Source organism: Bowmanella denitrificans, assembly GCF_002887595.1.
GTDB lineage: Bacteria > Pseudomonadota > Gammaproteobacteria > Enterobacterales > Alteromonadaceae > Bowmanella > Bowmanella denitrificans.
Window position 1 is genome coordinate 55,584 of sequence record NZ_PEBU01000006.1, and the last position, 18,937, is coordinate 74,520.

Sequence of the window (18,937 nt, forward strand, 5' to 3'; positions counted from 1 at the left end):
AGATATAGCATGTCAGACTTTGTAAAACGTAAGCTAAGCCACAAGCTCCTCACTAAACTCACCAATGCAATGCAGCATGCGGGTCTATGGCACAAACAAACCCCAGCGGCTGGAGCGTTGTTAAGTCAGGCACCATTTTGTGTGGATACCCTGCAGTTTGAACAATGGTTACAGTTTGTTTTTCTGCCGCGCATGAATAGCATTATCACTCAAGATTTACCTTTGCCTGGCACTATGGCGCTGCTCCCCATGGCCGAGCAAAGCTGGGGTGACAGAGTTGATCTCTCTGCTGTGCTGACGGTGTTGTCGCAGATAGATGACTTATATGCACCCATGCCGACCTTACCCGTATTGTATCAGGATGACTACCTGGTGGCGGTGCACAAGCCGGCCGGGTTGCTGGTGCATCGCAGTGTGATTGACAAGTACGAGACACGTTTTGCCATGCAGGCCGTGCGCGATCAAATTGGTCAGCCAGTGTATACCGTGCACCGCCTGGATAAGCCTACTTCTGGGGTATTGTTATTCGCTCTTAGCCAGGAAGCTGCCAGGCGGCTGACGGAGCAGTTTACTCAAGGGGCAATAAACAAAACCTACCGGGCCATTGTCAGAGGCTTTACCCCGGATGCCGGGCGCATCGATTATGCTCTTAAGGAAAAGCTGGATAAAATTGCCGATAAACAGGCAAAAACAGATAAACCAGCGCAGTCCGCGGTCACTGATTATAAAACCTTACAGCGATTTGAATTACCCTTTGCGGTCAGACCTTATCAAACTGCCCGTTATTCCCTTTTGGAGTTGTATCCGCAAACGGGTCGTAAGCACCAGATACGCAGACATATGGCACATATCCGCCATCCCATTGTCGGCGATGTGAATCACGGCGATGGCAAACACAATGCGTTGTTACGCCGTGAATTTAGTTTTAACAGACTGGGGCTGTGTGCCTGGAGTATGTCCCTGATACACCCTTTTACTCAGCAGGCGCTGACAATCACACTTGAGCAGGAACCCAGATTCGATGCACTATTGACCCGTTGGCACCATTACCAAATTAAGGAGTAATAATAGGCTTATGGCTGAAATCAGTATTTTTTACGGCAGTGTTTATGGCAATGCCCAGCAATTGGCCGAAGATGCCAAACAACAATTAGCCGCTGGCGGACATCAGGCTAAGGTGATTGATGAACCTGTTATGGCAGATTTCCAACAGGCCGAGCAACTGTTATTTATCAGCTCCACCACCGGGCAGGGCGACATTCCGCCTAATCTTGAAGGTTTTATTCTAGATCTGGAATCCCGTTTTCCGCTACTCAATGGTAAAGGCTTTGCCGTTGTGGGCTTAGGGGACAGTAGTTACGGAGAAACCTATTGTGGGGCCGGGCGAAAAATATTTGCCTTGCTGGAAGAACTGCGCGGTGAGCCATTGGCGCCGCTTTTCAAAGTGGATGCGTGTGAAACCCTGGATCCACAGGACGAAGTACTGCCCTGGTTAAAACAGGTATTTGGCTAAGCCAGATTATGGCTGTGACGCGGCAAGAAAAGTCCTGTGCGCTCATCGCCTGATAGTCTTTGCGTCATAGCAAGTATTGCCGTTGATTGAGGGCGGGGTGTCCCGCCCTCAGCGCAGATTACTCAGCGCCCCGCAGCAGGGCATTGATACCCACTTTAGCGCGGGTTTTGGCATCCACTTTTTTAACAATGATCGCGGCGTACAGGCTGTATTTGCCATCGGCTGACGGCAGATTGCCAGGTACCACGACCGAGCCCGCCGGGACTCGACCATAATGGATCTCGCCTGTTTCACGATCATAGATGCGGGTGCTCTGGCCAATATAGACACCCATAGAGATCACGGCGCCTTCCTCAACTACCACGCCTTCCACGATTTCAGAGCGGGCACCGATAAAACAGTTGTCTTCAATGATGGTTGGGTTGGCTTGCAGCGGCTCCAGTACACCGCCAATACCGACACCACCAGACAAATGCACGTTCTTACCAATTTGTGCACAAGAGCCCACTGTCGCCCAGGTGTCCACCATGGTGCCTTCATCCACAAAGGCGCCGATATTAACGTAGGAAGGCATCAACACCACATTGCGGCCGATAAAGCTGCCGGTACGTACTGTTGCCGGCGGTACCACCCTTACACCTTCAGCGGCAAACTGTTCGGCACTGTAGTCGGCATATTTCAGTGGCACTTTGTCAAAGAAACGGCTTTCGGCACCGTCCATTACCTGGTTGTCATGCAAACGGAAATACAACAGCACGGCCTTTTTCAGCCACTGGTGCACGACCCATTCACCGGCTACTTTCTCGGCTACCCTGGCCTTACCGCTGTTAAGCAGGGCCATTGCCTGCGCCACGGCGTCATGAATACTGGCGTCAGCCGTCGCTGCACTCAGTTCGTTACGTTGTTCAAATGCGTGTTCAATAATGGATTTCAGTTCTGACATGTTTCACCGTGGTTTTGTTGATCTAATGTCTCGATCAGTTGTTTTTTAAGGGAAAGTTGTTGCTCCTGGCTCAGCGCCTGGCCCTCGGCATTGGTCAGGATAAAAAGATCTTCTGCCCGCTCACCAATGGTGGTGATCTTGGCCATATGCAGTGACAGGTTAAAGACCACAAACTGCTGACTGATTTTGGCCAGCAAACCCGGAGCATCCAGTGCCTCCAGTTCCAATAGCGTCATATTGGCCTGATTAGTAAAAAAGCGCATCTTGGTCGGCACATTCAACTGCTTCATGCGCCTGGGCATTTTACGATTATTGGTATGCTGGTGGCCGGGCTTGGCCAATTGGGTCTGGATGGCATTTTTCAGACTCTGACGACGGGATGGTGAGTCTACACGGCCACCATCCTGTTCCAGAATAATAAAACTGTCCAGCACGTAGCCATCCTGAGTGCTCATAATTTGCGCATCATGAATGGAGCAGTTGCGGCTGTCCAACACCGAAGCTACCTGAGCAAACAGGGTCGCTCTGTCACGTCCATACAAAATCAGCTCGGTACCGGCCTTGGACGTTTCATCAGACAGTTCAATTAACACCTGCTGCTCGTCAAGATCTTCATTGTTAAGGAGCACTTTGGCATGCCAAATGAGCTGACTGGGTTTGAATCGGACAAAATAATCCCAATCCAGTCGCTGCCATAACGCTTCGACCTGCTCTGGCCTGTGCCCCATGCTGGTGAGCATCGCCAGGGCTTCCTGCTTGTGCTCATTGACCAGCGACTGCAGGTCAATCTGGCACTCCAGACCGTTTTCCAGAGCCTTGCGGGTCATCTGGTAAAGTTCGCGTAAAAGTGAGGCTTTCCAGTCATTCCACAGGTTGTCATTGGTGGCACGGATATCCGCCAGGGTCAGGGCATACAGATGATTCAGGTAGGCTTTGTTACGCACTTTACCGGCAAATTCGTGGATAACATCCGGATCATAGATATCGCGGCGCTGCGCAGTGACAGACATTAATAAATGCTGCTCCACTAGCCATACCGCCAATTCGGTGTCTTTGTCAGACAGATTGTGACTCTGGCAAAACTCGGCTAAATCTGCTGCACCTAACTTGGAATGATCGCCTCCCCGTCCTTTGCCAATATCGTGGAACAACGCAGCGATGTAGAGTATCTCCGGCTTATCCAGATTTTGCATGATGCGATGGCAGCGGGGAAAGTCCCGTGCCCCTTCAGGGCGTGAATAGCTATAGATGTGCTTGATCAGTCTGTGGGTATGTTCATCTACGGTGTAGGCATGAAACAGGTCAAACTGCATCATGCCGACAATCTGATTCCACTGCGGTAAATAGGCCTGCATGATGCCGTGCTTATGGGCCAAATCCCAGGCCAAGCCAAAAAAGCCGGGATGGCGTAACAGCCGAATAAAAATCTGTCGGCAACTGGCATGTTCACTGAAGTAGTGTTCGCGGAAACGCCTTCTGGCATTTCGCAGTAAACGTAGTGTGGCGGAATGCAGACCGATAGTTTGTGGCGTATCGGCGACCAGCATCAGGAAGCTCAAAAGCTTCTCGGGGCTGTCAAATACCTGCTCGTGACGGGCCTGTAACAGGCCGTCTGACAAGGCAAAATCCTGATTGATCGGCTGATAATCCCGTACCTTAAGGGCTAGGATATCCTGGCGGAAATGCTGCAGCAGCATTTCGTTCAATTCACTGATACGCCTGACGGTACGGAAGAACGCCTTCATCATGGTTTCCACCGACGCCTTGCCCTGCTCGCCATAACCCAGACGCTTTGCTACCTGCGGCTGATAGTCAAACAGCAGGCGGTTTTCACTGCGCCCGGCCACCAGATGCAAACTGAAACGGATACGCCACAGATGATTGCGACATTCGATCAGTTCCTCAAACTCCCGCGCGGTAAAGTAACCATGCTCAACCAGTTCGCGGCCTTTAAGGACCTTAAAGTGCTTTTTGGCCACCCAGCCGATACTCTGAATATCGCGCAGACAGCCTGGATTTTCTTTTACGTTGGGTTCCAGGTTGTAAGAGGTACCGTTGAATTTGGCATGCCGCTGAATCTGCTCTTCGTACTTGGCCAGAAAAAAGTCTTTGCTGTTCCAGAATCCTTTGCCTTGTACCTTCTGCTGCAGTTGCTCAAACGTAGTATGGCTGCCACTTAGCAATCTGGCTTCAATCAGGTTGGTGGCAATGGTGATATCTTGCTTGGCCAGCTTAATGGTTTCGCTGATGGTGCGCACAGCCTGGCCGATATCCAGGCCAATATCCCATAGCAGGGTAATAAAGCTGCCAAGTTTTGTCTTGACCTCTTCTGCTGGCGGCTTTTGGCTAAGCAACAGTAAATCCACATCGGAATAGGGCTGTAACTGCCCGCGGCCATAACCGCCTACTGCCACCAATGACAAATCCTTGATTTTATCCAGTTCCAGTAATTGCCAGGCCTGACGCAGCAATGCATCCACAAACACAGCGCGACCCGTAACCAGATGGTCTACATCCACCTGAGATGACTCACTGTTCAGCCATTGATAGCTGTTTTCGACACAGGCTTTAAAGGCCGCCACATTGTCGATGTTGTTGATCTGTCTGATTTGCCCTAGCAGGCTTTGCAGCGCCAAGGTTTGCCCCTTTTAGTGACTGATGATGCGAGGAATACTGTCGTCGCTACGCAAGGTCAGGATTTCGCAGCCATCGGCCGTGACCAGCAGCGTGTGCTCCCACTGGGCGCTAAGGCTTCTGTCCTTGGTGACCACAGTCCAGCCGTCTTTTAATAACTTGGAATGACGTTTACCAGCGTTGATCATGGGTTCGATGGTCAGGCACATACCTTCTTTCAACACTTCTCCTGAGCCCGGTTTGCCATAATGCAACACCTGCGGTTCTTCGTGGAATTCCGCGCCAATACCATGGCCGCAATATTCGCGTACCACAGAATACTTATGTTGCTCGGCATGCACTTGGATGGCATGGCCGATATCGCCCAGGTGCACACCAGGGCGCACCAGCTCTATGCCTTTATACATACATTCCTGAGTTATGCGGATTAGGCGTTCAGCCAGAATAGACGGCTGACCGACCACAAACATTTTGGATGTGTCACCGTGGTAGCCATCTTTAATAACAGTCACGTCAATATTAATGATATCGCCGTCCTTCAGTACCTTTTCGGAAGGAATGCCGTGACAGATAACATGATTGACTGAGGTACAGATGGACTTAGGGAAGCCGTGATAATTCAAAGGAGCAGGAATGGCCTGCTGCTGATTGACAATATAGTCATGGCAAATGCGGTTGAGCTCATCGGTACTGACGCCTTTTTTAACATAAGGGCCAATCATTTCCAGCACTTCTGCGGCCAGAGCGCCGGCAACACGCATCTTTTCTATCTCTTGCGGGGTTTTGATTATGGCTGTCAAAGGAAATCCACTGTCTGCTAACAATAAAACACTGGCCGCATTCTAGCGGCTGGGGGGCGGACTGTATAGGCTGGATTAGATAGCAGATAGTTGTAACTTATAGCGGCTTTATGGTATAAAGCGCGCGCATTTTGTCCGGCTGTTGTCCGTGGCAAGTGTAATTAACTTAATAACACACATGCATCGACACGGTTTTCGGGGTGTCTTGTCGTTTTTGCGGCGGGATCGAGGACTGGGATGCATGGAGGCCTAACCCCATTTGAGGAAAATCTAATGGCAAACGTATCTATGCGTGACATGCTGCAAGCCGGCGTGCACTTCGGTCACCAGACCCGTTACTGGAACCCGAAAATGAAACCTTTCATCTTCGGTGCCCGTAACAAGGTTCATATCATCAACCTGGAAAAAACCGTTCCTTTGTTCAACAACGCACTGAACTTCCTGTCTGGCGTTTCCGCCCGTAAAGGTAAGATCCTGTTCGTTGGTACCAAGCGCGCGGCCTCTGAAGCTGTTAAAGAAGCAGCACAGAGCTGTGATCAGTTCTACGTGAACAAGCGCTGGTTGGGCGGTATGTTGACCAACTGGAAAACCGTTCGTCAGTCCATCAAGCGTCTGAAAGATCTGGAACAGCAAGCTCAGGACGGTACGTTCGACAAGCTGACCAAGAAAGAAGCGCTGATGCTGTCTCGCGAAATGGCCAAGTTGGAATCCAGCCTGGGTGGTATCAAGGACATGGGCGGTTTGCCTGATGTTCTGTTTGTGATCGATGCTGACCACGAGCACATTGCCATCACTGAAGCCAGAAACCTGGGTATCCCTGTTGTATCTGTAGTAGATACTAACTCTGATCCAGACGGCGTAGACTACATCATTCCTGGTAACGACGACGCCATCCGTGCCGTTCAGTTGTACCTGAAAGCTGCTGCCGACGCTATCAGCCAGGGTCGTGAACAGAACCTGGAAACTCAGGCTGAAAGCGACGACTTCGTAGAAGCTGAATAATCGTCATCCCTTTGTCATGGCAGGCCGACATACTGGCCTGTCAATGGGATGTCATAACACAAGGGCTTTTAAGCCCTTGTGTTCCATACGAACAAATCTACTGAGGAAAACAAAATGGCAGTGACTGCAGCCCTAGTAAAAGAACTTCGTGAGCGTACCGGCGCAGGTATGCTGGATTGTAAAAAAGCATTGGAAGAAACCGCTGGTGATATCGAGCTGGCGATCGAGAACATGCGTAAATCTGGTCAGGCCAAAGCCGCCAAGAAAGCTGGCCGTATCGCCGCTGAAGGCGTGATCCTGACTGCCGTTGACGGCAACACCGCAGTGATGATGGAACTGAACTGTGAAACTGACTTCGTTGCCCGTGACGAAAGCTTCCTGGCTTTCGGCGCTAAAGTTGTTGCTCTGGCTCTGGCCAATAAAGTCAACGACGTGGAAGTGCTGAATGGTCTGGAAATCGACGGCGCAAAAGTTTCTGACGTACGTGATACGCTGGTGGCTAAAATCGGTGAAAACATCAACGTTCGTCGCGTCGTAACCATTGAAGGTGACAACCTGGGTGCCTACGTGCACGGTGGTCGTATTGGCGTTCTGGCTATCCTGCAAGGTGGCGAGAGCGATTTGGCTAAAGACGTTGCCATGCACGTTGCCGCCAGCAACCCACAATTTGTTAAGCCTGAGCAAGTACCTGCCGACGTGGTAGAGAAAGAGAAGGCAATTCAAATTGATATCGCTATGCAAAGCGGCAAGCCTGCAGACATCGCTGAAAAGATGGTTGCTGGCCGTATGAGCAAATTTACCGGCGAAATCAGCCTGACTGGTCAGCCTTTCGTAAAAGATCCTTCTCAGACCGTTGGTCAGTTGCTTAAAGCTGCCAATGCTGACGCTGTTAACTTCGTGCGTTTCGAAGTAGGTGAAGGTATCGAGAAGAAGACCGAAGACTTCGCTGCCGAAGTTCAGGCGCAGATGGCCGCGGCCAAGAAATAAATAGACGCTGTGACTTTTGCCTCAGGGCATTGTCATATAAACTACGGGCACCTCAATTGGGGTGCCTTTTATTATGTGCTGGTTTCTGAATAGAAATCCGGCCATATACCCCAAAGACTCAGAGGCTTTGCCAGACTCAGTGTCAGGGCAGAGCGCGGGCCAAGCAGAACTTACAGGAAGCATCTTTTCAATGAGTATCAATCCAAAATCCGCCTATCGACGCATATTGTTAAAACTCAGTGGTGAAGCCCTGATGGGCGAAGAAGGTTTTGGTATCGATCCCAAGGTGCTGGATCGTATGGCACAGGAAATTAAAGAGCTGGTTGAACTGGGCGTGCAAGTTGGCCTGGTGATCGGCGGCGGTAACCTGTTCCGCGGTGAAGGTCTGGCGAAAGCCGGAATGAACCGCGTGGTGGGTGACCATATGGGCATGCTGGCGACGGTAATGAATGGTCTGGCCATGCGTGACGCTTTGCACCGAGCCTTTGTCAATGCCCGTTTAATGTCTGCCATTCCCCTAAACGGCGTATGCGACGCCTACAATTGGGCCGAGGCCATCAGCCTGCTTAAATCTGGCCGGGTGGTAATTTTTGCCGCCGGTACCGGTAACCCCTTCTTCACCACTGACTCTGCCGCCTGTTTGCGCGGTATAGAAATTGAAGCCGATGCGGTACTGAAAGGAACCAAAGTAGACGGCGTATATGATTCCGATCCGGCTAAAAACCCCAATGCCGTGATGTATGAGCAACTAAGTTATCAGGAAGTGCTGGAAAAAGAGCTTAAGGTGATGGATCTGGCCGCCTTTACCCTGGCCCGTGACCATAGTTTGCCAATTCGGGTGTTCAATATGAACAAGCCAGGCAGTCTAAAAGCGGTTGTCATGGGTGAAAATGAAGGTACTCTAATCGATCACCTCGATAATCTGAATTAAGCACTGTAGACAGGATTGAAAGCATGATTAACGAAATAAAAAATGACGCCAAAGAGCGTATGAGCAAATCTATCAGCGCACTGAAAAGCCAGTTCAGCAAGATCCGTACGGGGCGCGCTCATCCAAGCCTGTTGGACAGTATTATGGTGTCCTATTACGGCTCTGATACGCCGCTGCGCCAGATCGCCAACGTGGTCGCTGAAGATGCCCGGACCTTGTCGCTGACCGTATTTGATAAGGGGGCTACTCAGGCAGTTGAAAAAGCCATTATGCAATCGGATCTGGGTCTCAACCCCATGAGTACCGGTACCGTGATTCGTATTCCATTGCCGCCATTGACCGAGGAACGTCGTAAAGATCTGATTAAAGTGGTACGTGGTGAAGCCGAACAAGGCCGCGTAGGGATCCGCAATGTGCGTCGTGACGCTAATGCCGGAATTAAAGATCTGGTAAAAGAAAAAGAAATCAGTGAAGACGATGGTCGCCGTGCTGAGGATGATGTTCAGAAACTGACGGACGATTTCATCAAGCAGATCGATCAACTGCTGGTGGAAAAAGAAAAAGAACTCATGGAAATCTGATCGGTTTCATCACGCCATCGGAGTTTTCCTCATGATGTCTTCACAAAGCATTCCAAGGCATGTTGCCATCATTATGGATGGCAACGGGCGTTGGGCCAAGCAGCGGGGTAAGATTCGTACCTTCGGCCATAAGGCTGGAGTCGATTCTGTACGCAGCTCGGTAACCTATGCTCGCAAGAAAGGGATTCAAGTCCTCACCCTGTTTGCTTTTTCCAGTGAAAACTGGAATCGACCTGCTGATGAAGTTGGCGTATTGATGGAGCTTTTCAAGCTGGTTTTGAAAAGTGAAGTCAAACGTTTGCATAAGAATGATGTGCGCCTCAAGGTCGTTGGGGATCTTAGCCGTTTTGATGAGAAACTGGTCACGCGCATTCGCGAAGCAGAAGCCATGACCGCTGGTAATCAATCACTGGTATTGAATATCGCTGCTAATTACGGCGGTCGATGGGATATAGTCCAGGCTGCCAGGCAATTGGCTGACAAAGTTAAGTCCGGTGAAATGGACAGCGCTCAGATCGATGAGACCAGCTTTGATGCCCATACCTCGTTGTCTGGTTTGGCGGATTTGGATTTACTGATCCGTACCGGCGGCGAAAGTCGGGTGAGCAATTTTCTGCTTTGGCAGTTGGCCTATGCAGAGCTTTATTTTACGTCAGCCCTGTGGCCGGATTTCACTGAACAGGAATTCGAGCTGGCCGTAGCCGATTTTTCCGCTCGCCAGAGGCGATTCGGTAAAACCGGCGAGCAGGTCGAGGTATGACGTTCCGAGGATCAACCCTTTGCTAAAACAACGCATAATCACCGCTTTGGTGTTGGCCCCCCTGGCGCTTGGCGCTATTCTGTTCCTGCCTTTAACCGGTTTTGAACTGTGTATTGGCCTGATTGTAGGCCTTGGCGCCTGGGAATGGGCCAATCTGATGAGTCTTTCCAGCCGCAAGGCGAAGGCACTCTTTACGTTACTGGTTATGGGTATCTGCTTGGTCCTGACCTGGCAAATACCCACAGAGCAAATCTGGGTGCAAGGCCAGCTTAACCCTGTGTATCTTGCTATTCTGAGCGCTGCGGCGGCCTGGTGGGCACTGGCTTTGCTGATGATCCTGGCATATCCCAGACATACCAGCATGTGGCGTAACAGTGTGCCGATTCGTGGGCTGTTTGGCCTTTTGACACTGGTCCCCACCTGGGTTGCTATCGTGACCCTGCGTACCAAACTCTATGATATCGACCCTTACTATGGAGCTTCGCTGATATTCTACGTACTTGGTATTGTCTGGGCGGCAGATATTGGTGCTTTCTTTGTCGGCGTGAAATTCGGGCGGCGCAAGTTGCGCCCTAATGTATCGCCCGGTAAAACCTTAGAAGGCTTATTAGGGGGTATTGCTGCTTCGTCTGCCATTATAGGTTTTGCGGCTTTGCATTATCAGGTTAATGCCAGCATGATCTGGACACATATACTGATTGGCGGACTGACGGTTGGCGTGTCTGCGCTGGGCGATCTGAATGAAAGCATGTTTAAACGCTGCGTAGGGTGCAAAGACAGTGGCACTCTGTTGCCTGGCCATGGCGGTATACTGGACAGAATTGACAGTCTGACTGCAGCCTTCCCGGTGTTCGCCCTTTGCTATGTATTATGGATGACCTGATGCCAGGAATTTGCATATTGGGTTCAACCGGCTCTATTGGCCAAAGTACGCTGGATGTGCTGGCTCGTCATCCGCAGCGTTATCAGGTAGTTGCCCTTACCGCGCACAAGAATCTGCCCTTGCTGATTGAGCAAGCCAGACTGCATCAACCCAGATATCTGGTGGCGGCAGATGAGGCTGATTATGCAAGTCTGTCTGAACTGGCCGCTGATGCAGGGGTGACAGCAGAGATTTTAGCAGGAGACGATGGACTGGCGTATGTAGCCAGCCATGGCGAGTCTCAGGTGGTGATGGCGGCTATTGTCGGTGCGGCAGGCTTGCTTCCTACCCTGGCCGCTGTCAAAGCTGGCAAGCGGGTGTTATTGGCCAATAAAGAAGCGCTGGTCATGTCTGGGCACCTGTTTATGCAAGCTGTGCGGGAACATCAGGCGACGCTGCTTCCCATCGACAGTGAGCACAATGCTATTTTTCAATGTCTGCCCGACGATTTTCGTTATGGTGATTTGCAGGCTGCCGGGATCAGTAAAATTTTGCTGACCGGTTCTGGTGGCCCTTTTCTGAACTACCAGCTAGACGAGCTTAGTCTAGTTACCCCCGAGCAAGCCTGTAAACATCCCAACTGGAGCATGGGGCGGAAAATTTCGGTGGACTCGGCCACCATGATGAATAAAGGCTTGGAGTTTATCGAAGCTTGCTGGCTGTTTGGTTTACAAGCCAGTCAGATTGAAGTGGTCATACATCCACAAAGTGTCATTCATTCAATGGTGCAATATCGCGACGGCTCTGTTTTAGCGCAAATGGGTAACCCGGATATGCGTACGCCCATTGCCCATGCATTGGCCTATCCACAGCGTATTGATGCCGGGGTCAGCCCCCTGGACTTTGCCACTCTGACAGATTTCTCCTTTCAGTACCCTGACTATGCGCGGTATCCTAATCTGAAGCTGGCGATTGAGGCGTGCCAGGCCGGTCAATATGCCACAACCAGTCTCAATGCTGCCAATGAGATAGCGGTGGAGGCCTTTTTGCACAAACAAATTAGTTTTACCTGTATTGCCGAGGTCAATGCTGCAGTGCTGGCAAGCATTGAACGTCGGCAACTGCAAAGTATTGACGCAGTAGTGGCTATGGATGCTGAAGCTCGCAGTCTGGCGCACCAGACCATAAAAAGGCTGGCCGTATGATTTTGTCTTTTTTGTGGAGTCTGCTGTTTTTTGTTATCGCGTTGGGATTGCTGGTGGCGGTGCATGAATGGGGGCATTTTATTGTGGCCCGCTGGTGTGGCGTAAAAGTGCAGCGCTTTTCCATCGGTTTTGGTAAAGCATTCTGGCGTCGTACCGATCGTCATGGCACCGAATTTGTGCTGGCGGTGATTCCGCTTGGCGGGTATGTCAAGATGCTGGATGAGCGGGTAGAGCAGGTAAGTGAAGCCGAGCTGCCAAAAGCCTTTAACCGACAAAGCGTGTATAAACGAATCGCCATTATTGCGGCAGGTCCTTTGACCAATTTCATTTTCGCCGTTTTTGCCCTGATGTTGATGTACATGCTCGGGGTAGAAACAGTCAAACCTGTAGTGGGGGATGTGCCGAAGGAATCCATTGCGGGAAGGGCTTTTGTTCAGCCCGGTATGCAGATTACCCGGATAGCGGATCATGATACCCTCGACTGGGAAGCCGTGAATCTGGAGCTGATTTCACATATTGGTAAAGACATGATGCAAGTCGAAGCCATCTGGCCTGAATCTGGTCAAAAAGTGGATCTAACCCTGGATTTGCGTGATTGGCAGTTTGACCCGGAGAAGGATTCGGCATTGCTCAGTTTGGGACTAGTGCCCTATCGCCCAGAAGTAACGACCCGTATTGCACAGGTGGCTGACGATTCACCAGCAAAAGCGGCTGGGCTGAAGGTAAATGATAAAATTGTCCAGTTAGATGGAACTCCGGTGCAGAATTGGGAACAAATAGTGGACCGGATTGCCGCCAGGCCCAATCAGATGATGAATATCTCCCTGCAGCGGGATGGCTATTTAGTTACGCTGGATGTGCGGGTCGGGCAGCGGCAGGGACAAGACAGTCAGCAGGGTTACCTTGGGGTCGTACCTTATGTGGAGCCATGGCCTGATTCTTATCGCTTTAGCCATGAGTACGGGCCTGTTGGCGCGTTTATACAAGGTGCGCAGAAGACCTGGCGTTGGATGGTATTGAGTGTGGAAATGATCGGTAAGCTGATCAGCGGCGATGTGTCGGTGAAAAATCTCAGCGGCCCCATTTCCATAGCGCAGGGCGCAGGGGCCAGCGCTGGATTTGGATTGGTATATTTCCTGAGTTTTCTGGCACTTATTAGTGTAAATCTTGGGATCATTAACCTTTTACCCCTGCCGGTACTTGATGGCGGACACCTACTCTATTATTTTATTGAGCTTTTAACGGGTAGGCCGGTACCGGAGTCGGTTCAGGAGATCGGGTTTCGTATTGGTGGCGCACTGTTGTTGTTGCTGATGACGATAGCCATAGTTAACGATATAACTCGCTTGTAGGCTGCCATGTTGGCGTTCCAGCGAAACCCAGTAGTTTGGAAGAATAATAGTAAATGAAGTTAAAACCTCTAATTGCAGCCTTGATGCTGGCCGGTACTACCAATGTCTCTGCCAATAGTGACAGTGAATTCATCGTTGAAGACATCAAGGTGGAAGGCCTGCAGCGGGTTGCCCTGGGTGCCGCGCTGACCTATCTGCCGGTGAAAGTGGGCGACCGCCTGAATGATTTCCGCGTTTCGCAGTTAATCCGTTCACTGTATGCCTCTACGCACTTTGAAAGTATTAAAGTACTGCGTGATGGCGGCACACTGGTGGTGCAGGTGAAAGAACGCCCCACCATCAGCAAGATCACCTTTGAAGACAATAAAGACATTAAGGACGAGCAGCTCCAGCAAAGTCTGGATGACAGTAAGATCCGGGTCGGGGAGCCGCTGGATAAAACAGTGCTGACGTCTATTGAAAATGGCCTGAAAGATTTTTATTACAGCATTGGTAAATACAATGCTGAAGTGAATGCCATTATTACGCCGTTGCCCCGCAACCGGGTGGATCTGAAACTGTCCTTTGAAGAAGGGGACGCCGCTAAGATAAAGCAAATCAACGTGGTGGGTAACGAAGTCTATTCAGATGTCGAACTGATGGATCAGATTGAGCTCAAGTTCGATACACCCTGGTGGGATTTCTTGTCTGAGACCCGTTATCAGAAGCAAAAACTGACCGGTGATATGGAAACCCTGCGCAGTTACTACATGGACCGGGGCTACTTGCGTTATAACCTGGATTCCACGCAGGTTTCTATGACTCCGGATAAATCCGGCATCTATATCACCCTAAACGTGACTGAGGGCGAACAATACACTGTTTCTGATGTGGAACTGGTGGGGGATTTGCTTGGTCAGGAAGAATTCGTTAAGCAGATACTGCCGCTACGTAGCGGCGAGATGTACAACCTAGCCGAAGTGACCTATACCGAAGAGTTTATCAGTAAGTATCTGGGCCGCTTTGGTTATGCTTTCCCAACGGTCACCACCATTCCTGAAATTAACGATGAAGACAAAACCGTTAAGCTGACTCTGTCGGTAGACCCAGGCAAACGCATTTATGTGCGCCGGATTAACTTCCAGGGCAATGAAGTGACTTCTGATGAGGTACTACGCCGTGAAGTGCGCCAGATGGAAGGTGCCTGGTTATCCAATGTGGCACTAGAATCATCTAAAGGCCATATGTCGCGACTCACCTATGTAGAGGAAGTCGAGTTTGACACGGTGCGTCTGCCGGGTGAGGAAGACAAGGTCGATGTGGACTTTAAAGTCAAAGAGCAGCCATCGGGTTCATTTAACGCCGGTATTGGTTACGGCGACCGCACCAAGTTGAGTCTGCAGGCCGGTATTCAGCAGGATAACTTCCTCGGCACCGGCAAACGCCTGGCGCTGAATCTGAACACAGTTTCCTATCAGCGTAGTGCAACTATTTCATACACTGATCCCTATTTCACCATTGATGGCATCAGCCTGGGTGGCACACTGTTCTATTCAGACTTTGATGCCGGCAATGCCAACCTGGTGCAATATAAAAATAAATCCTGGGGCATTGGAGCGAACTTTGGTTACCCGGTGGACGAATATAACCGGTTGAATTTTGGCGTTACTTACCGCTACAACGAAATTTCACAGTTACGCACCTATGATCAGATCCGTAATTTCTATGAGTTGTTTGCCGATCCTAGTAACCCGGATGCAGGTATTGAATTTAACAGCTATGAGTTTAGTGCCGGCTGGAGCAGAACTACCTTAAACCGCGGGATTTTCCCTACCGCTGGCTCGTCACAACGGGCTGTGGCCAAAGTCACTGCACCGTTTTCTGATGTGGATTATTTTAAGCTGAGCTTTGATACCCGTTTCTATTTCCCCTTGTCCCGTGATCAGCGTTGGTCGGTATTGGCCAGGTTGGAACTTGGTTATGGTAATGGTTATGGTGATATCGACGGCAATGATCAGATCTTGCCATTCTGGGACAACTTCCGGGCCGGTGGTAGTGACTCGTTGCGCGGCTTTGAAAGTAATACCGTGGGGCCGAGACCGGTTTACCGTAGAACATCTGTCATCGATGGCCCGGGTGGCGTGAAAATACCTCTTGGACCCGATCAGGATTTCATTGACGACCCAAATAACCTGAGATCCATTGGCGGCAATGCGCTGGCCCTTGCTGGTCTTGAGTTGATAGTGCCGACTCCGTTTGTGGATGAGGAATTCGACAATTCAGTGCGTACCAGCTTGTTTGTTGATGCTGGTAATGTATGGGACACTGAGTTCAGGCTGGACAGGTATAAGAATCTGCGCGACAGTGAGCGCGCCAAAATTCCGGACTTTGCTGACCCTGGTCGTTTCCGCGCCTCAGCAGGTATTTCAGTACAATGGCTATCGCCTATGGGTCCGATGATTTTCAGTTTCTCACGGATCCTGAAAGAAGAAGAGGGTGATGAAAGTCGCTTCTTCTCCTTCAATATCGGCCAGACATTCTAATAACAGTGCAGTTACAGCACACCCAAAGACTTAAAGGAGAACAAATTGAAAACCCTTAGAAAAAGCATGCTGACCGCCGCCATTTTGGGCACTGCCATGATGAGCTCTGCCGCGATGGCTGAGCAGAAACTGGGTTTTGTCAATGTACAGGGCGTGTTCCAGGCCCTGCCCCAGGCAGCACAAATCCAGGAAACGATTCGCACTGAGTTTAAGGACCAGTTCGACGAAGTGGCTCGCCTGGAAAAAGACATTAAGTATTATCTGGAAAAGCAGCAGCGCGATGCTGCGACAATGAGCGACAAGGAAAAGAAAGAGCTGGAGACTAAACTGATCAGTCTGCGTGATGATTATCAGGCCAAGGCTCAGCCACTTCAGCAGAATGCCCAGCGTCGCCAGATGGAAGAGCGCAACAAAATTCTGGGTTTGATCAAACAAGCCATCGACAGCATTGCAGCCAAAGATAAGTATGATTTAGTCATCAATGCTGAAGCGGTACTCTATACTGCAGATGAAAAGCATGACCTGTCCAAGCAGGTTATTGATCAGGTCAGCAAAATTAAATAACGGACCCTTGCATGAAGCCAATCAGCTTGCGCGAACTCGCGCAGCATTTGGGCGCCAGGCTGGTTGGAGATGGCGACCTGATGATTCAGTCAGTGTCGACCCTCTCCAGAGCTGGCAAAGGTCAGATTTCCTTTTTGTCCAACAGCAAGTATCGTAACCAACTCGCTGACACGTCGGCCGATGCCGTGATTCTGAGCGAAGATGATCTGCCTCACTCTCCTTGTGCCGCGTTGGTATTGGCCAACCCTTATGTAGGATTTGCCAGAGTTGCCCAGTTAATGGATACCACTCCCGCAGCGGCACAGGGTGTTTCATCTAAGGCGGTGATTGCCGATGATGCAGTGCTTGGCCAGGGCGTGGTGATTGGGCCTAATGCGGTGATTGAATCCGGTGTTGTATTGGGTGACCAGGTGCAGATAGGTGCAGGTTGCGTGATTGGGCGTAACAGCAGAATCGGCGCGCGCACCAAGCTTTGGGCCAATGTGACCCTTTACCACGAAGTGGAAATTGGTGAAGACTGCCTGGTGCAATCCGGAGCGGTAATTGGTGCTGACGGCTTTGGTTACGCCAATGATAAGGGTGCCTGGGTAAAAATTCCGCAACTTGGCCGGGTTATTCTGGGCAACAGAGTGGAAATTGGTGCCAGCACCACAGTTGATCGCGGTGCACTGGACGATACCATCCTGCATGATGGTGTGATAATCGATAACCAATGCCAGATTGCTCATAATGTGGTGATCGGTGAGAACACGGCGATGGCTGGTTGTAGTGTTATCGGTGGCAGTACCCGTATTGGCCGAAATTGTACTATTGGCGGGCTGAGTGCCATAACCGGTCATGTGGAAATTGGCGACAATGTCCATTTTACTGGCATGAGTATGGTAACCAAAGGGGTAACCGAGCCTGGCTTGTATTCGTCTGGTCTGCCCTCACAGAGCAGCAAAGACTGGCGCAAGTCGGTGGCCAATGTACGTAGCCTGGACAAGCTTGGTCAACGTGTCAAAGCATTGGAAAAGAAATGTGCTGAGCGGGATTAATCCCGCCTTTTGGAGACAAACAGTTGGCTAACGAACTGAATCTGATTCAAATTGAAGAAATTATGGAGTTGTTACCCCATCGCTATCCGTTTCTACTGATAGACCGGGTGACCGACTATACTTTGGGCGAGTCTATTCGCGCATACAAGAATATTACCTTTAATGAACCTTGCTTCACTGGCCATTTCCCTGGCAAGCCCATCTTCCCGGGTGTGTTAATTCTGGAAGCCATGGCGCAGGCGGCTGGTGTCTTGGGTTTTAAAACCGTAGGTAATTCTGACCAATTGTATTTATATGCCGGTATTGATAACGCTCGCTTTAAACGCCCGGTGGTACCTGGGGACAGACTGGACTTCGACGTGAAGTTAGTTAAGGAAAAGCGCGGTATCTGGAAGTTTGCCGGGGTGGCCAGCGTGGATGGTGCGGAGGCCTGTAGTGCCGAGTTTATGTGTGCCATGAGGAAGATGTAACCGGTGATTCACCAGACTGCCATTGTTCATCCGAGTGCCAAGCTGGGTAAAAATGTCCAGATTGGTCCGTATTCTGTTATTCAGGGAGAGGTGGAGATCGGTGACGATACCCGCATCGAATCCCATGTGCTGATTAAAGGCCCTACTCGTATTGGTACGGGAAACCATTTCTATCAGTTCAGCTCCATTGGCGAAGACTGCCAGGATAAGAAGTATGCCGGTGAGGACACCCGGCTGGAGATCGGTGATAACAATATCTTTCGCGAATGCGTGACCGTGCATCGCGGCACAGTTCAGGATCAGGGGCTGACCCGCATAGGTTCCAATAATCTGTTTATGAACTACGTGCATGTCGCGCATGATTGCATGATTGGTGACAATAACATATTTGCCAATAACGCCAGTACCGCAGGGCATGTACATGTTGGCGACTGGGCCATTCTTGGCGGTATGTCAGGTGTGCATCAGTTTTGCCATATCGGTTCTCACAGCTTCGTGGGCGCCGGTTCCATTATGGTGAAGGATCTGCCTCCTTATGTGATGGTGGGCGGCGTGAATGTGACCCCTCACGGTATCAATTCCGAGGGCTTGCGCCGTCGCGGTTACTCTAAAGAAGCGATATTACAGATTCGCCGAGCTTATAAGGTGTTGTACCGTAACGGTAACACCGTGGAACAGGCTTTGGTGGAGTTAAACGAGATGGCCAAAACTACCCCGGAGCTGCAAATTCTGGCCCAGTTCGTTGCCAATTCTCCACGGGGGATTGTCCGCTGA

Annotated in this window: 18 protein-coding genes; 15 read left to right on the forward strand and 3 right to left on the reverse strand. The window is 50.5% G+C overall.

The window, feature by feature from the left end; genetic code table 11:
* Window positions 1-9: 9 nt before the first annotated feature.
* Window positions 10-1,065 carry a tRNA pseudouridine(65) synthase TruC gene (gene truC, locus CSR04_RS12255; protein WP_102796600.1) on the forward strand — a complete coding sequence of 352 codons (1,056 nt, stop codon included), beginning with the start codon at window positions 10-12 and terminating at the stop codon, window positions 1,063-1,065.
* 10 nt (window positions 1,066-1,075) lie between these two features.
* Complete coding sequence (locus CSR04_RS12260; protein ID WP_102796601.1) at window positions 1,076-1,513, forward strand: flavodoxin domain-containing protein; 438 nt, start codon at window positions 1,076-1,078, stop codon at window positions 1,511-1,513.
* Window positions 1,514-1,631: 118 nt separating this feature from the next.
* Here CSR04_RS12260 and dapD read toward each other — a convergent pair whose 3' ends face one another.
* From dapD to map, 3 genes are read right to left on the reverse strand one after another with little or no spacing between them, the layout of a single operon-like run.
* Window positions 1,632-2,456, reverse strand: coding sequence for a 2,3,4,5-tetrahydropyridine-2,6-dicarboxylate N-succinyltransferase (gene dapD, locus CSR04_RS12265; RefSeq protein WP_102796602.1), 825 nt, complete (start codon window positions 2,454-2,456; stop codon window positions 1,632-1,634).
* Window positions 2,444-5,092 (reverse strand): [protein-PII] uridylyltransferase, encoded by a 2,649-nt coding sequence (gene glnD, locus CSR04_RS12270; RefSeq protein WP_102796603.1) that lies wholly within the window; start codon window positions 5,090-5,092, stop codon window positions 2,444-2,446. Before glnD ends, dapD begins: the two co-directional genes overlap by 13 nt.
* Window positions 5,093-5,104: 12 nt before the next feature.
* The gene (gene map / locus CSR04_RS12275; protein ID WP_102796813.1) at window positions 5,105-5,890 is read right to left on the reverse strand and encodes a type I methionyl aminopeptidase; all 786 of its coding nucleotides are present in this window, start codon (window positions 5,888-5,890) and stop codon (window positions 5,105-5,107) included.
* A 273-nt stretch (window positions 5,891-6,163) separates the two neighbouring features.
* Between map and rpsB the strand changes: the two genes are divergently transcribed.
* The 13 genes from rpsB (at window position 6,164) to lpxA (ending at window position 18,937) form a co-directional block, all read left to right on the forward strand.
* Complete coding sequence (rpsB, locus tag CSR04_RS12280; protein ID WP_102796604.1) at window positions 6,164-6,892, forward strand: 30S ribosomal protein S2; 729 nt, start codon at window positions 6,164-6,166, stop codon at window positions 6,890-6,892.
* 114 nt (window positions 6,893-7,006) lie between these two features.
* Window positions 7,007-7,879 carry a translation elongation factor Ts gene (gene tsf / locus CSR04_RS12285; protein WP_102796605.1) on the forward strand — a complete coding sequence of 291 codons (873 nt, stop codon included), beginning with the start codon at window positions 7,007-7,009 and terminating at the stop codon, window positions 7,877-7,879.
* Window positions 7,880-8,069: 190 nt separating this feature from the next.
* Complete coding sequence (gene pyrH / locus CSR04_RS12290) at window positions 8,070-8,810, forward strand: UMP kinase (RefSeq protein WP_102796606.1); 741 nt, start codon at window positions 8,070-8,072, stop codon at window positions 8,808-8,810.
* A gap of 23 nt (window positions 8,811-8,833) precedes the next feature.
* Window positions 8,834-9,391 carry a ribosome recycling factor gene (frr, locus tag CSR04_RS12295; RefSeq protein WP_102796607.1) on the forward strand — a complete coding sequence of 186 codons (558 nt, stop codon included), beginning with the start codon at window positions 8,834-8,836 and terminating at the stop codon, window positions 9,389-9,391.
* A gap of 34 nt (window positions 9,392-9,425) precedes the next feature.
* A complete protein-coding gene (gene uppS, locus CSR04_RS12300) occupies window positions 9,426-10,151 on the forward strand; it encodes a polyprenyl diphosphate synthase (protein WP_102796814.1) in 726 nt (241 codons plus the stop codon).
* 19 nt (window positions 10,152-10,170) lie between these two features.
* Window positions 10,171-11,034, forward strand: a complete 864-nt coding sequence (locus CSR04_RS12305) for a phosphatidate cytidylyltransferase (RefSeq protein WP_102796608.1) — start codon at window positions 10,171-10,173, stop codon at window positions 11,032-11,034.
* Window positions 11,034-12,218 (forward strand): 1-deoxy-D-xylulose-5-phosphate reductoisomerase, encoded by a 1,185-nt coding sequence (gene ispC / locus CSR04_RS12310; protein WP_102796815.1) that lies wholly within the window; start codon window positions 11,034-11,036, stop codon window positions 12,216-12,218. The genes CSR04_RS12305 and ispC overlap by 1 nt, the downstream gene beginning before the upstream one ends.
* Window positions 12,218-13,570, forward strand: a complete 1,353-nt coding sequence (gene rseP / locus CSR04_RS12315; protein ID WP_102796816.1) for a sigma E protease regulator RseP — start codon at window positions 12,218-12,220, stop codon at window positions 13,568-13,570. The genes ispC and rseP overlap by 1 nt, the downstream gene beginning before the upstream one ends.
* Before the next feature lie 53 nt (window positions 13,571-13,623).
* Window positions 13,624-16,092 (forward strand): outer membrane protein assembly factor BamA, encoded by a 2,469-nt coding sequence (gene bamA, locus CSR04_RS12320; RefSeq protein WP_102796609.1) that lies wholly within the window; start codon window positions 13,624-13,626, stop codon window positions 16,090-16,092.
* Between the two features lie 45 nt (window positions 16,093-16,137).
* On the forward strand, window positions 16,138-16,656 hold the full coding sequence (locus CSR04_RS12325; protein WP_102796610.1) for an OmpH family outer membrane protein: 519 nt from the start codon (window positions 16,138-16,140) through the stop codon (window positions 16,654-16,656).
* Window positions 16,657-16,667: 11 nt separating this feature from the next.
* Complete coding sequence (gene lpxD / locus CSR04_RS12330) at window positions 16,668-17,693, forward strand: UDP-3-O-(3-hydroxymyristoyl)glucosamine N-acyltransferase (protein WP_102796611.1); 1,026 nt, start codon at window positions 16,668-16,670, stop codon at window positions 17,691-17,693.
* Between the two features lie 23 nt (window positions 17,694-17,716).
* Entirely contained in the window at window positions 17,717-18,163 is a 447-nt protein-coding gene (gene fabZ, locus CSR04_RS12335; protein ID WP_102796612.1) for a 3-hydroxyacyl-ACP dehydratase FabZ, read from the forward strand.
* Between the two features lie 3 nt (window positions 18,164-18,166).
* Window positions 18,167-18,937 carry an acyl-ACP--UDP-N-acetylglucosamine O-acyltransferase gene (gene lpxA / locus CSR04_RS12340; RefSeq protein ID WP_102796613.1) on the forward strand — a complete coding sequence of 257 codons (771 nt, stop codon included), beginning with the start codon at window positions 18,167-18,169 and terminating at the stop codon, window positions 18,935-18,937.

Excerpts from the sequence above, each read along its gene's own strand:
- frr (WP_102796607.1), top strand. The coding sequence starts at position 8,834 with ATGATTAACGAAATAAAAAATGACGCCAAAGAGCGTATGAGCAAATCT.
- truC (WP_102796600.1), top strand. The coding sequence starts at position 10 with ATGTCAGACTTTGTAAAACGTAAGCTAAGCCACAAGCTCCTCACTAAA.
- uppS (WP_102796814.1), top strand. The coding sequence starts at position 9,426 with ATGTCTTCACAAAGCATTCCAAGGCATGTTGCCATCATTATGGATGGC.
- pyrH (WP_102796606.1), top strand. The coding sequence starts at position 8,070 with ATGAGTATCAATCCAAAATCCGCCTATCGACGCATATTGTTAAAACTC.
- bamA (WP_102796609.1), top strand. The coding sequence starts at position 13,624 with ATGAAGTTAAAACCTCTAATTGCAGCCTTGATGCTGGCCGGTACTACC.
- tsf (WP_102796605.1), top strand. The coding sequence starts at position 7,007 with ATGGCAGTGACTGCAGCCCTAGTAAAAGAACTTCGTGAGCGTACCGGC.
- rpsB (WP_102796604.1), top strand. The coding sequence starts at position 6,164 with ATGGCAAACGTATCTATGCGTGACATGCTGCAAGCCGGCGTGCACTTC.
- lpxD (WP_102796611.1), top strand. The coding sequence starts at position 16,668 with ATGAAGCCAATCAGCTTGCGCGAACTCGCGCAGCATTTGGGCGCCAGG.
- CSR04_RS12260 (WP_102796601.1), top strand. The coding sequence starts at position 1,076 with ATGGCTGAAATCAGTATTTTTTACGGCAGTGTTTATGGCAATGCCCAG.
- dapD (WP_102796602.1), bottom strand. The coding sequence starts at position 2,456 with ATGTCAGAACTGAAATCCATTATTGAACACGCATTTGAACAACGTAAC.
- ispC (WP_102796815.1), top strand. The coding sequence starts at position 11,034 with ATGCCAGGAATTTGCATATTGGGTTCAACCGGCTCTATTGGCCAAAGT.